Source organism: Streptomyces sp. SPB162 (assembly GCF_029504575.1).
GTDB lineage: Bacteria > Actinomycetota > Actinomycetes > Streptomycetales > Streptomycetaceae > Actinacidiphila.
Genome location: NZ_JAQFII010000001.1, coordinates 2008577 through 2020926 on the forward strand (window position 1 = coordinate 2008577; position 12350 = coordinate 2020926).

Genomic DNA, 12350 nt, shown 5'->3' on the forward strand with positions numbered 1-12350 from the left:
GGCGCCGCCTGCTCCGTGCCCGTACTCACGAGGATCGAGAGTACGCGTCGCGGCGCCCGGTGCGCGCCTCGGGGCCGCTTCTGCCGCCGAATGCCGAACCGGAAGGCGCTGGTCCGACATTCTGTTCGACGGTCGAATGTCAGTCGCCCGCGGGGGCGTGTTCGGCGACCGTGCGGGCGTCGACCTCGCGCCAGAAGCCGGCCCGGATGGCGTAGCGGTCGTGCTCGTCGATCTGGTCGTCCTTGTGCGCGAGGAGCCCGAAGCGCGCGGCGTAGCGGAGCAGCTCGCCGTCGATGCGGTGCGGTACCCGCGGGTAGTGCGTGGACAGGGACTGCAGATGGGCGGCGTCGGTGAGGCGGGCGATCCAGCGGCGGGCGAAGACCTGACCGACCTCGAAGGGGTCGCCGCTGACCGCGGTGATGTCGGCCTCCCGGTCCGCCCAGCGCTGCTCCGCGCTGGTGAGCGTGGCGAGCGTCGGCAGGCCGCTGGTGTCCGGCACGTCCGGTCCGTTGCCGGGGCCGCGTTCCGACCAGGTCTTGTCGGAGGACCAGCGGAGCGTGGCGTTGGGGGCGGGGTGCGGGGTCGGGGCCTGCTGGACGCGGCCGAGCACCGCGAGGTCCTTGGGGGTGGGCACCCCCTTGGCGGCGGCAGCGGCGGCAGCCGCGTCCGGGTGTTCGGTGCCGGCGGGCGCCGGGCTGGAGCCGTTCTTCGCCGGGAGGGCGCCGGGGAGGGGGTCCGGGCGCCCGGAACCGCTGGTCGAGCCCGCGGGCTCGGGCAGCGGCGCGGAGAGGATCGCCTGGATCTCGGGGCGCGGAGTGGGCGGCGCGCAGACGCCGGCGACCTCGCGGGCCCGGATCGCCCGGGTGATCCACTCGCGGTCGAGCACCCGGCGCTCGTCCGCCTCGGCGACCAGGTCCTCGGACTGGTTGTAGTCCCCGTCGGCGGCCTGCACGGCCCACAGGTGGACGGCGACTCCGTGCTCCTTCGCGGACATCATGCCGGGCAGCAGATCGCCGTCGCCGGTCACCAGCACCACGTCGGAGCAGGCCCGGTTGCGGGCGAGCTCGGAGAGCTCGGCGTGCATGGCGGCGTCGACGCCCTTCTGCGCCCAGCGGCCGTCGGTCCTGGTCAGCGCGCCCAGCCGGACGGTGACCCGGGGCATGACGCGCAGCCGCCGGTGCTCCGGCTGCGGGACGCGGTCGGGGGCACCGTCGAACCAGTAGATGCGCAGCAGCGGCTGGCCCGTCTCCAGTTCGGCGCGTTCGCGCAGACCCGCGACCACGGCGGCGTGGTCGACGGTGATCCGCGACCGGGAGGGTTCACCGGCCAGAAGGCTCGCCGCGGCGCCCAGGAGATATCCGGCGTCCACCAGGACAACGCAGCGGTCCATGTTGCACCTCTTCCGGTCGTCCCCCGGCACGAATTTTCCCCGAGTCTGCCCCAATATCGGGACGCTATAAGCCGGAACTCGATCATCGGCGTGGCGGTTTCCGAAATTGAGGGGGTCTTCCACCACCACCTGCCCGAAATGCGCGCTTCGTACGCACGTGCAAGCCTGATAGCGGTTCAACGTCCGAGATCCCCTATAGGAGGGACGATCGTGGGTAAGAACAAGAATCGCCAGCACGAAGGCCAGGAGAAGGAACGCAGCCAGGCCACCGAAGCGCAGGAGCAGGCGAAGAGCAGCGCCGCCCAGGAGCAGGTGCTTCCGACCTCGGAGCAGGTCTCCCGCCGGCAGCAGAAGAGGTTCGGCCACAACTGACCCTCGGACCGGTCGCACGCGACCGGTCCGGAGCGGCGGTGCCCCTGGGCCCCGGGGTACCGCCGCTCCCGCTGTTTTCCCAACCGCCCCTCAGGGAACGTACGATCGAATTCCTCGTCCCCGGCATATTCAATACCGGTATGCGCCATCTACCGTGTTATCCGGTCCCGGGTATTTGCGAACGGGTATTCCCCCGCGCCCCGGGACCGCGCCGATCCCTCCGGGGGCCGAGCCGATCCCTGCCGGGACCGCGGTGGGCCGTCCCGCCCCCGTCGGCCGGGGGCCCGCCGCGTAGGCTCGCCCGTCGGAAGATCTCCGGTACGAGCCCTGGAGGGGCGGCAGCGATGCCCACCGCACACACCACCGACGAGCAGCGCGGCACGAAGATCCTCGACGTCTTCGGCACCGCCTTCGGCGAGCTGCTGGCCGCCGACCCGGCCGCGTTCCGCGTCAAATTCCGCAAGATGGCCGCGTCCGCGTTCGCCTTCTACCGGGGCACCGCCTCCCTGTTCTACTCCGACCTGGAGGACGGCGAGGACAGCGGACCGTACGTGGACCAGCGCACCGGCCGGGTGTGGATCCACGGCGACCTGCACGCCGAGAACTTCGGCACCTACATGGACGCCAACGGCCGGCTGGTCTTCAACGTCAACGACTTCGACGAGGCCTACGTCGGCCCGTTCACCTGGGACCTGAAGCGCTTCGCCGCCTCCGTCGCCCTCATCGGCTACACCAAGGCGCTCGGCGACGACACGATCACCGGCCTGGTGCGCACCTACGCCGCCGCCTACCGCGACCGCATCCGCGAGCTCGCCAAGGATGAGGGGCTGCCGCCGCTCACCCTGGACACCGCGCGGGGCCCGCTGCTCGGCGCGCTGCGGCACGCCCGCTCGCAGACCCGCTTCGGGCTGCTCGACTCCATGACCGAGGTCCGCGACTGGGACCGCCGCTTCCTGCCCGGCCGCGGCGCCATCGAGCTGGACGACGCGACGCGCGAGAAGGTGCTCGCCGCCTTCGCCTCGTATCTGCGGACCCTCCCCGAGTCCAGCCGGATCCGCCCGGACAGCCACCGCGTCAAGGACGTCGTCGGCCGCCGCGGCATCGGCATCGGCAGCGCCGGGCTGCCCTCGTACAACCTGCTGCTGGAGGGCACCACCGACGCGTTGGAGAACGACGTCGTGATCTACATGAAGCAGGGGCAGACGCCCGCGGTCTCCCGGCACATCACCGATCCGGCGGTGCGCGGCTACTTCCGGCACGAGGGCCACCGCACGGTGATCTCCCAGCGTGCCCTGCAGGCCCACGCCGACCAATGGCTCGGCTGGACCGAGCTGGACGGCGTCGGCCAGCTGGTCGCCGAGGTCTCCCCGTACGCGGTGGACCTCGACTGGTCGGACCTCGACGACCCGGCGGAGATCGAGGCCGTGGTCGCCGACCTCGGCCGGGCGACCGCCGCGATGCACGCCGCCGCGGACGACGAGAGCGGCCACTCGCTGGTGCCCTTCTCCACCGAGGACGCGATCGACGAGGCCATCGGACGGGACGAGGAGGGCTTCGCCCCGATGCTGGTGGACTTCGCCCACAGCTACGGCGCCCGAGCCCGCGCGGACCACCAGATCTTCGTCGACCTGTTCCGCAACGGACGCATCCCGGGACTTTAGTCACACAGGTTGCCGCCCTTTAGGTTCCACCTACCGACCGGCATGGCACACTCTCCGCCATGAAGGGCATACGACCACCGCTGAGGGCGCTTCGGGCCGCCCTCTTCGCGGCGTTGTGCGTCACTCTCTCCTCCACCTCGCACGTGCTGATGTCGCACACGCCCCTGCCGCTGACCACGGTGGCGGGGGCCTACGGCGCCGTCTTCGCGCTGGCCTACGCGCTCGGCGGCCAGGAGCGCGGCTTCTGGCCCATCGCCGGGATGCTGGTGCCGCTGGAACTGGCGGTGGACACGCTGTTCACCGCGGGCCAGCACACCTGCTACGGCCCCGGCGGCGGACCGGTCACCGGCTCCTGGCGTTCCTTCAACGAGGCACTGCTGTGCGACGGCGGCCAGGTCGGCTCGCCGCTCGCCGCCGTTCCCGGGGCGCCCGCCGCCACCGACCCGACGACCGGCCCGTGGCTGCTGCTGGCGGCCCACGTCACCGTCGGGCTGCTCGCCTCCTGGTGGGTACGGCGCGGTGAGGCCGGCCTGCAGCGCGTCGTCCGCGCGGCGGCCGCCGCCGCGTTCCGGCCGCTGCTCGTCGCGGTGGCCGCGCTGCGCACCCCGGCCGTCCGGCCGCGGCTGCCCCGCTCCCGGCCCGGCGCGGCCGAGGGCCCGCGGTTCCGGCCGCTGCTGCACTCCCTGGTACGGCGTGGTCCGCCGTCGCTGGTCACTCGCTGACCACCGGCCCGCCCACCACACCCACGTACCGACACGGAGACCCTTTCCCCATGAGCAACAGAAACAGCCAGGCCAACAAGCAGGCAGCCCGTGACCGGCTGCGCGCCGAACGCGAGAAGCACGCGAAGAAGGCCAAGCTCAAGCGCCAGCTGCTGGTCGGCGGCGCGGTCATCGCGGCGCTCGCGATAGCCGGCGGCGTCGCCGTGGCCGTGAACCAGATGAACAAGCCCGGCGAGTGGGAGGCCGCGGCGAAGAAGGCCCTCGTCAAGCCGGCCAACGCCTCGGGCACCGACGGCACGACGGTCATCGTCGGCGACCCGAAGAACAAGCACAACCTGGACCTCTTCGAGGACCCGCGCTGCCCCGCCTGCGCGGCCTTCGAGCAGGAGTCCGGCGACGCGGTCCTCAAGGGCGCGAAGGACAACAAGTACAAGATCACGTACCACTTCGGCACGTTCCTCGACCGGAACCTCACCGGCACCGGATCGAAGAACGCGCTCAGCGCCCTGGGAGCGGCCACGAACGTGAGCGTCGACGCGTTCACGGCGTACCACACGCTGCTGTACTCCAAGGCCCACCACCCGGAGGAGTCGGGCCCCGACGTCTTCGCCAGTGACGACAGCCTCATCAAGCTGGCGCAGGACATTCCCGCGCTCAAGGGGAACAAGACGTTCGAGACCGCGGTGAAGAGCGGCACCTACGACAAGTGGGCCCTCACCACGTCCAAGGCCTTCGACGACGCCGGCGTCCAGAACACGCCGACCATCAAGCTCGACGGCAAGGCGCTCGAGTCCGCCGACCTCATGACGCAGATCAACAAGCAGCTCGGCACCAAGTAAGCCCTGCCTGTGCCGGGGACCTCCGAGAGGTCCCCGGCACAGTCCGTTTCCGGCCACGTGGCCTATGCCGGGGCTGATTCCCGCCCTGATGCGCATATGGAGATCCTCTATAACCTCCGCAGCAGCGGTTACCAGCCGCCTTTGCCGTCGTGAAGTTGAGGAGAACTATGCGTTCCTCCGTCCGACTCGCCGCCCGACTCACCGGTCGCGCCCCACGCCGCCTGCTCGGCGCGGCAGCCATCGCGGGAGCCCTCGCGTTCACCCCTGTGGCCGCCTCGGCGGGCACGGTCAGCGCCCACCAGAGCACCGCGAAGACGTCGGCCACCCAGCAGTGTGCGGAGGGCACTGCTGGGAACGGCGCGGCCCGCGAGATGCCCGGCGCGACCGCCCACGAGCCCAACGCCCTCACCCCGGCGCAGGCCAAGGCGATGGACCGCGACCTGAAGAACCGCACCGCCTCGCTGCGGCGGGCGGGGGTCAACTCCGTCAAGGCGAAGGCGATCTCGATCCCCGTCTACTGGCACGTCATCCACGACGGCGCCACCGGCAAGCTGACCGCCGAGCAGATAGCCGGTCAGATCGATGTCCTGAACAAGGCGTACGCCGGGCAGGGCGACGGCAACACCGCCACCCCGTTCACGTTCAAGCTGCTCAAGACCGACTACACGGACAACGCGGCCTGGTACAACGTCGCGCCCGACACGGCCGAGGAGAAGGCCATGAAGACCAAGCTCCGCAAGGGCGGGGTGAGCAGCCTCAACCTCTACAGCGCCAACCTCGGCGGCGGACTGCTCGGTTGGGCGACCTTCCCCGAGTGGTACCCGGGCGACCCGAAGAACGACGGCGTCGTCATCCTCGACCAGTCCATCCCCGGTGGAGCCGTCACCAACTACAACGAGGGTGACACCGCGACCCACGAGGTCGGCCACTGGCTCGGGCTCTACCACACGTTCCAGGACGGCTGCACGGAGCCGGGCGACTACGTCGCCGACACCCCGCAGGAAGGCGAGCCCGCCTTCGAGTGCCCCGTCGGCAGCGACACCTGCGCCGCCGAGGGCCTGGACCCGATCAAGAACTTCATGGACTACACGTACGACTCCTGCATGACCCAGTTCACCCCGGGCCAGGTCCAGCGCATGAAGGACTCCTGGCTGTCCTACCGCGCCAGCTGAGGAACGGAGGGGCCGGCCGTGCGGCCCGGCCCCTCCACACCGTCAGGCGTCGAGTTCCGCCAGGAATCCGAGCGCGACCGCCCACGTCCGCTCCGCGGCCTCCGCGTCGAAGTCCGGCAGGTCCGGGTCCGTGTAGAGGTGACCCGCCCCCCGGTACCGGTGCACCTCGACGTCCGCGCCCGCCTTGCCCATCCGCAGGTACCACGCGTTGAGCCAGTCCTCCGACTCGAACGGATCCGGCTCCGCCACATGCAGCTGCACCGGCAGCCCGTCCGTGACCGCGCCCTCCGCGATGTCCGACGTACCGTGCAGGAGCAGCAGACCGCGGGCCTTCTCGTCGCCCAGCGCCAGCGTCTGCGCGATGGAGCCGCCGAGCGAGAAGCCGGCGTAGACGAGCCCCTGGTCGGAGTGCGGCGCCGCGGCGGCGACCGCCCGCTGGAGGAGCTCCTCGCGGCCGATCTCGTCCTTGATCCTCATCCCCTCCTCGACGGTGTCGGCCGTCCGCCCGTCGTAGAGGTCGGGGAGATGCACCTCGTGCCCTGCGGCACGCAGTCGTTCGGCGGCCTCGCGCACGGCGGGCCGCAGCCCGTAGGCCGAGTGGAACATCACGATTTTCACGGGGCTGCCTTCACTCGCGGTCGGGTACGCGTCCATGGTGCCAGTACCGTCGGGGGGACAAAGCACCCGGAAGGAGCCCGTGTGGACATGGAAAACGTGCTGCGACCAGTGATCGTCATCGGAGCATCGGTGGTGGTGACCCTGGTGGTCGGCTGGGCCGTGGACAAGGCGCTCCTCAAAATCGACGCCCGGCACCCCGAGACACCGCTGTGGGGGCTGCTGCGCCGCTGCCGGATCCCGTTCCAGCTGGTGCTGTGCACGGCCCTGCTCCGCGCCTCGTACCCGGCCGCGCACCTCGCCAAGGGCCACAAGGCGGCAGTCGGCCAGGGTCTGAGCCTGGTGCTGATCGGCGTGTGCGCCTGGCTGGCGGTGCGCGTCGCGTCGGCGGTGGTGGACGCTTCCTACGACCGCTACGCCTCGACCTCGCACAACGTGGCCAGGGTCCGGCGGGTCCGCACCCAGGTGACGCTGATCCAGCGGGTGGTGACCGCCGTCGTCATCGTGGTGGCGATCGCCGCGATGCTGTTCACGTTCCCCGAGATGCGCACGATCGGCGCCTCGATGCTGGCCTCGGCCGGGATCATCGGCATCGTCGCCGGTGTCGCGGCCCAGTCCACCCTGAGCAACGTCTTCGCCGGGCTGCAGATCGCCTTCGGCGACATGGTGCGGATCGGCGACACCGTGGTGGTCGACGGCGAGTGGGGCACCGTCGAGGAGATCACCCTCACGTATCTGACCGTGCGGACCTGGGACGAGCGCCGGATCACGATGCCTGTGTCGTACTTCACCAGCAAGCCGTTCGAGAACTGGTCGCGCGGCGACCCGATGATGACCGGCACCGTCTTCTTCCACCTGGACCACTCGGCCCCGATCGACCTGATGCGCGACCAGCTGCACCGGGTGCTCAAGGAGTGCGAGCAGTGGGACGGCCGCGCCTGGGGGCTGGTCGTCATCGACACCACCCCGACCACCATCCAGGTGCGGGCGCTGGTCACCGCCAAGGACGCGGACGACATCTTCACCGTCCGCTGCGTCGTCCGCGAGAGCCTGCTGGAGTGGGTGCGCCGGGAGCACCCGTACGCCCTGCCCCGGATCAACACCGCGATCGCGCCGGGACTGGACGCGGAGCCGCCGCGGCCGCCCGCCCCCCAGCCCACCTCCGACGACATCGGGCCGGGGCCGGGCGCGCGGTAAAGGGTGTTGCGAAAGTCCCGCCTGGCCTGAGGGCTGTCCCGGTGGGGCTCAGCGCACCGACCGCAGGTCCAGCAGCCGCAGGACCCGGTCCACGACCTCCGGGTCGGCGTCCGGCTCGCTACGGGCCGACAGCACCTCGTGCCGGGCGGCGGACATCATCTCGGCCTGGATCCGCTGTATGGCGCGCAGCCGGTCGGTGCGCCGGGCGTGCGACTCGCGCCGGTCGTCGTCGACGATGTCGGGGGAGATCCGGACGCCGAGGTCGAAGGCGCGCCGCTGGAGCATCTCCGACACCTCCTCGTTGAGCGGCTCGTCCTGCTCGATCTCCCGCAGCCGCTGCTTGGCCGCCTTGGTGGCGCGCAGCGCGAGCCGCCGCTCCAGGTCGTGCTCGGCGTCGATGTTCCCGCGCACGCCCAGCCTCCTGACCAGCCAGGGCAGCGTCAGGCCTTGCAGGACCAGGGTGGCCAGGACCACCGCGAAGGCGATGAACAGCAGCTCGTCGCGGGCCGGGAAGGGCCCGGCGTCCGAGGTCAGCGGGATCGCGAGGGCCAGCGCGACGGACGCCACGCCGCGCATCCCCGCCCACCACACGACGACGGTCTCCCGCCACGTCATGGGGATGTCCTCGTCGTGCCGCCGGTCCCGCCACCGGCGGGCCAGCCAGGCGGCCGGCAGCAGCCACAGCAGCCGGACCCCGACGACGACCGCGACGACCGCCCCGGCGTGCGTGAGCATCGAGCCCCAACGGCCGGCGCCCACGGCGAACACTTTGTGCAGCTCCAGCCCGATGAGGCCGAAGGCGACGCCGGTGACGAGGGTGTCGACGATCTCCCAGAACGTGGCGCCGGCCAGCCGGGCCGTCACGTCGTCCGCGCCCACCGCGTGCTCGGCCAGGAAGAGCGCGGTGGTGAGCACCGCGAGGACACCCGAGCCGCCCAGCTCCTCGGCGAGGCCGTAGGAGGCGAACGGGACCAGCAGCGTCAGCCCGATCTGCAGGACCGGGTCGCCGACGTACCCCATGAGCTTGTTGGCGGCCCACCCCAGCGTGACCCCGACCGCGATGGCGACCACGGCGGAGAGCACCAGTTCGCCGGCCGCGTGCACGGCGGAGAACTTCCCGGTCACGGCTGCGGCGATCGCCACGTGGTAGAGCACGATCGCGGTGACGTCGTTGAACAGCCCCTCGCCCTCCAGGATCGACACCATCCGGCGCGGCAGCCCCAGGCTCCCGGCCACCGCGGTCGCGGCCACCGGGTCCGGCGGCGCCACCAGCGCGCCGAGCGCGACCGCGGCGGCGATCGTCACCCCGGGGACGATCGCGTGGGCGACGACCGCGACGGCCGCCGTCGTGACGAAGACCAGGGCGACCGCCAGCAGGAAGATCGCCCGCTTGTTGACCGCGAACTGCCGCCAGGAGGTGCGCTGCACGGACGCGTAGAGCAGCGGCGGCAGGACCACCGGCAGGATCAGGTCGGGGTCGATCTGCACGTTCGGGACCTGCGGCAGCAGGGCCAGGACGATGCCGAACAGGGTCATCAGGACCGGCGACGGCAGCCCCATCCGGTCGCCCAGCGGCACCATGACGATGGCCGCGAGCATGAGCGTGAAGAAGAGGACGAGCTGATCCACGGTGGGCGGCTCCTGGGATGCCTGGGAATGAACGCTCAGGGTGCCACAGGCGGGGCGTCAGCCCAGGGAGCGCCGCATGGCACGGTGCGCGATGCCCGCGTCGGGGAACTCCGGCCCGAACGCGGTGTAGCCGAGCCGCTCGTAGAAGGCGATCGCGTGCACCTGGGCCTCCAGGTAGACGCCCGCGAGCCCGAGCCTGCGGGCCTCGTCCTCCAGGGCGGCGACCAGCCGGGCGCCGACGCCGGTGCCGCGGGCGGGCTTCAGCACGGCGAGCCGGCCCAGGACCGCGGTGTCCGGGTCGCCGCCGTTCTTGGCGGCGGCGTCGGCACCCAGCAGCAGCCGGCCGGTCCCGGCGTCCGGGGCCAGCACGTGCACGGCGCGGTCGTCCTTGCCGTCGAACTCCAGCTCCGCCGGCACGTTCTGCTCGACGACGAAGACCTCGCGGCGGATGGCGTGCACGGCCGCCATGCCCTCGGCGTCCCGTGCCGCGATCACCCGGACGTCCATCAGACGCTGTCCTCCCGGACGACGTCGAGGGCGTGCTGGAGGTCGTCGGCGTACGCGCTCTCGAACTCCACCCAGCGGCCGTCCGACGGGTGCTCGAAGCCGAGCTTCACCGCGTGCAGCCACTGGCGGCTCAGGCCGAGGCGCTTGGAGAGGGTGGGGTCCGCGCCGTAGGTGAGGTCGCCGACGCAGGGGTGGCGGTGGGCGGACATGTGCACCCGGATCTGGTGCGTGCGGCCGGTCTCCAGCTTGATGTCGAGCAGGCTGGCGTGCCGGAACGCCTCGATGAGGTCGTAGTGCGTGACGCTGGGCTTGCCCTCGGCGATCACGGCCCACTTGTAGTCGTGGTTCGGGTGCCGGCCGATGGGGGCGTCGATGGTGCCGCTCATCGGGTCCGGGTGGCCCTGCACCAGCGCGTGGTAGCGCTTGTCGACGACGCGCTCGCGGAACTGCTGCTTGAGCAGCGTGTACGCGCGCTCGGACTTGGCGACGACCATCAGCCCCGAGGTGCCCACGTCGAGCCGGTGCACGATGCCCTGGCGCTCGGCGGCGCCGGAGGTGGAGATGCGGTAGCCGGCGGCGGCGAGGCCGCCGATGACGGTCGTGCCGGTCCAGCCGGGGCTGGGGTGCGCGGCCACGCCGACGGGCTTGGAGATCACCACGAGGTCGTCGTCGTCATGCACGATGACCATGCCCTCGACGGCCTCGGCCACGATCCGCACGGGCTGGGGCGGCGCCGGCATCTCGACCTCCAGCCAGGCTCCGCCGTGCACCCGGTCGGACTTCATCGCGGGGCTGCCGTCGATGGAGACCTTCCCCGAAGCAGCCAGCTCCGCCGCCTTGGTGCGCGAGAAGCCGAACATACGCGCGATGGCGGCGTCGACGCGCTCGCCTTCTAGGCCGTCGGGTACGGGCAGGGTCCGGGTCTCGGGAAGGGTACTCACCTGGTCGAGTATGACGGACGGCGGTGGCAGCTCCGTCCCGGCGGCCCGGTACCGGCGGTCCCGGGGGCCGCCGTGCCTCAGTCCCGGTGCAGGGTGCCGTCCGGGTCGAGGCCGCGGAAGGACAGCAGCACGATCAGGATGCCGCCGCAGACGATCGCGGAGTCGGCGAGGTTGAAGACCGCGAAGTGGGCGGGGGCGATGAAGTCGACCACGTGCCCCTCCAGGAACCCCGGCGAGCGGAAGACCCGGTCCGTGAGGTTGCCGAACGCCCCGCCGAGCAGCAGCCCGAGCGCGATCGCCCAGGGCAGGCTGTAGAGCTTGCGCGCCAGCCGGGCGATCACCACGATCACCCCGGCCGCGATGATCGTGAAGATGATCGTCATGCCCTGGCCGAAGCCGAAGGCCGCTCCCCCGTTACGGATCGCCTCCAGCCGCAGCCAGCTGCCGAGAACGTCGATCGGGGTGTCCCGGTGTTCGAGGCTGGTCACCACCCAGAGCTTGGACAGCAGGTCCAGGGCGTACGCCAGCGCGGCCACCGCGAGCAGGACGGTGATGCGCCGCTTGCCCCTCGGTGCGGCGAGCGGGGCCTCCACAGGGGCACCGGCCGCTTCCGTGGCCTCTTCGTCCCGTTCCTCGATGCCGTGCTCCGCTTCCGTCACGTCAGTCCCTCAGCCTTGTGCCGCCAGGCCGGATCCTGGCTTTCGACGAGGGTACGGCACCCGCTCCCGCGGGTCAGCGGCGCTCCTGCCGCTGCTTGCAGTCGATGCACAGCGTGGCGCGCGGAAACGCCTGCATCCGCGCCTTGCCGATCGCGTTGCCGCAGGACTCGCAGCGGCCGTACGTGCCCTCGTCGAGCCGCTCCAGGGCGTGCTCGGACTGGGCGAGCGTCTCGCGGGCGGTCGCCGCCAGGGACATCTCGTGCTCCCTGGTGATGTTCTTGGCGCCGGTGTCGGCGTCGTCGTCACCCGCGCCGCCCCCGGAGTCCCGCAGCAGACCCGCCACCGACGCCTCCGAGGAGGCGATCTCGGCCCGCAGCCGCTCGGCCTCCGCCAGCAGCTCGGCGCGGGCCTCCAGGACCTCCGACGCGGACCACGGGTCCTCGCCCTGCCGGACCGGGAGCACACCGGGCTCGTCGGCCGCCCGGGAGGCGGGAACCGCGGACGCGACCGTTCCGGCCGCCGTCTTCTTCGCAACCACCTTTTTGGCTCCCGTCTTCTTCGCCACGGCCTTCTTGGCGACGGTGGCCGCCTTCTTCGCCGGTGTCGTCTTCTTGGCGGCGGTCTTCTTCACGACCATGGCCGCGAC

At 71.6% G+C, this 12350-nt stretch carries 13 protein-coding genes; 6 read left to right on the forward strand and 7 right to left on the reverse strand.

The annotated features are described in order from the left end of the window. Positions 1-139: 139 nt before the first annotated feature. On the reverse strand, positions 140-1390 hold the full coding sequence (locus tag M2266_RS09295) for an NYN domain-containing protein (protein WP_277437742.1): 1251 nt from the start codon (positions 1388-1390) through the stop codon (positions 140-142). Between the two features lie 210 nt (positions 1391-1600). Here M2266_RS09295 and M2266_RS09300 point away from each other — a divergent pair, with 210 nt between their 5' ends. The 5 genes from M2266_RS09300 (at position 1601) to M2266_RS09320 (ending at position 6156) form a co-directional block, all read left to right on the forward strand. Beyond that, positions 1601-1762 (forward strand): hypothetical protein, encoded by a 162-nt coding sequence (locus tag M2266_RS09300; protein ID WP_277437743.1) that lies wholly within the window; start codon positions 1601-1603, stop codon positions 1760-1762. A gap of 344 nt (positions 1763-2106) precedes the next feature. Beyond that, a complete protein-coding gene (locus tag M2266_RS09305; RefSeq protein WP_277437744.1) occupies positions 2107-3423 on the forward strand; it encodes a DUF2252 domain-containing protein in 1317 nt (438 codons plus the stop codon). A 59-nt stretch (positions 3424-3482) separates the two neighbouring features. Beyond that, the gene (locus M2266_RS09310; protein ID WP_277437745.1) at positions 3483-4145 is read left to right on the forward strand and encodes a hypothetical protein; all 663 of its coding nucleotides are present in this window, start codon (positions 3483-3485) and stop codon (positions 4143-4145) included. Positions 4146-4195: 50 nt separating this feature from the next. Next, on the forward strand, positions 4196-4984 hold the full coding sequence (locus M2266_RS09315) for a thioredoxin domain-containing protein (protein ID WP_277437746.1): 789 nt from the start codon (positions 4196-4198) through the stop codon (positions 4982-4984). 167 nt (positions 4985-5151) lie between these two features. Beyond that, positions 5152-6156 carry a zinc metalloprotease gene (locus tag M2266_RS09320; RefSeq protein ID WP_277437747.1) on the forward strand — a complete coding sequence of 335 codons (1005 nt, stop codon included), beginning with the start codon at positions 5152-5154 and terminating at the stop codon, positions 6154-6156. Positions 6157-6198: 42 nt separating this feature from the next. Here M2266_RS09320 and M2266_RS09325 read toward each other — a convergent pair whose 3' ends face one another. Then, on the reverse strand, positions 6199-6810 hold the full coding sequence (locus tag M2266_RS09325; protein ID WP_277437748.1) for a dienelactone hydrolase family protein: 612 nt from the start codon (positions 6808-6810) through the stop codon (positions 6199-6201). A gap of 51 nt (positions 6811-6861) precedes the next feature. Between M2266_RS09325 and M2266_RS09330 the strand changes: the two genes are divergently transcribed. Next, a complete protein-coding gene (locus tag M2266_RS09330; RefSeq protein ID WP_277441125.1) occupies positions 6862-7968 on the forward strand; it encodes a mechanosensitive ion channel domain-containing protein in 1107 nt (368 codons plus the stop codon). A gap of 48 nt (positions 7969-8016) precedes the next feature. On the opposite strand, the gene M2266_RS09335 is transcribed toward M2266_RS09330, so the two are convergent. The 5 genes from M2266_RS09335 to M2266_RS09355 form a co-directional block, all read right to left on the reverse strand. After that, on the reverse strand, positions 8017-9597 hold the full coding sequence (locus M2266_RS09335) for a Na+/H+ antiporter (protein ID WP_277437749.1): 1581 nt from the start codon (positions 9595-9597) through the stop codon (positions 8017-8019). A 57-nt stretch (positions 9598-9654) separates the two neighbouring features. After that, on the reverse strand, positions 9655-10104 hold the full coding sequence (locus M2266_RS09340) for a GNAT family N-acetyltransferase (RefSeq protein WP_277437750.1): 450 nt from the start codon (positions 10102-10104) through the stop codon (positions 9655-9657). After that, entirely contained in the window at positions 10104-11045 is a 942-nt protein-coding gene (locus M2266_RS09345) for an RluA family pseudouridine synthase (protein ID WP_277437751.1), read from the reverse strand. Before M2266_RS09345 ends, M2266_RS09340 begins: the two co-directional genes overlap by 1 nt. 77 nt (positions 11046-11122) lie before the next feature. Next, positions 11123-11638 carry a signal peptidase II gene (gene lspA, locus M2266_RS09350; protein WP_277441126.1) on the reverse strand — a complete coding sequence of 172 codons (516 nt, stop codon included), beginning with the start codon at positions 11636-11638 and terminating at the stop codon, positions 11123-11125. Between the two features lie 139 nt (positions 11639-11777). Beyond that, the gene (locus tag M2266_RS09355; protein ID WP_277437752.1) at positions 11778-12341 is read right to left on the reverse strand and encodes a TraR/DksA family transcriptional regulator; all 564 of its coding nucleotides are present in this window, start codon (positions 12339-12341) and stop codon (positions 11778-11780) included. Between the last annotated feature and the right edge of the window lie 9 nt (positions 12342-12350).

Excerpts from the sequence above, each read along its gene's own strand:
- M2266_RS09295 (WP_277437742.1), bottom strand. The coding sequence starts at position 1,390 with ATGGACCGCTGCGTTGTCCTGGTGGACGCCGGATATCTCCTGGGCGCC.
- M2266_RS09305 (WP_277437744.1), top strand. The coding sequence starts at position 2,107 with ATGCCCACCGCACACACCACCGACGAGCAGCGCGGCACGAAGATCCTC.
- M2266_RS09310 (WP_277437745.1), top strand. The coding sequence starts at position 3,483 with ATGAAGGGCATACGACCACCGCTGAGGGCGCTTCGGGCCGCCCTCTTC.
- M2266_RS09315 (WP_277437746.1), top strand. The coding sequence starts at position 4,196 with ATGAGCAACAGAAACAGCCAGGCCAACAAGCAGGCAGCCCGTGACCGG.
- M2266_RS09320 (WP_277437747.1), top strand. The coding sequence starts at position 5,152 with ATGCGTTCCTCCGTCCGACTCGCCGCCCGACTCACCGGTCGCGCCCCA.
- M2266_RS09325 (WP_277437748.1), bottom strand. The coding sequence starts at position 6,810 with ATGGACGCGTACCCGACCGCGAGTGAAGGCAGCCCCGTGAAAATCGTG.
- M2266_RS09330 (WP_277441125.1), top strand. The coding sequence starts at position 6,862 with ATGGAAAACGTGCTGCGACCAGTGATCGTCATCGGAGCATCGGTGGTG.
- M2266_RS09340 (WP_277437750.1), bottom strand. The coding sequence starts at position 10,104 with ATGGACGTCCGGGTGATCGCGGCACGGGACGCCGAGGGCATGGCGGCC.
- M2266_RS09355 (WP_277437752.1), bottom strand. The coding sequence starts at position 12,341 with ATGGTCGTGAAGAAGACCGCCGCCAAGAAGACGACACCGGCGAAGAAG.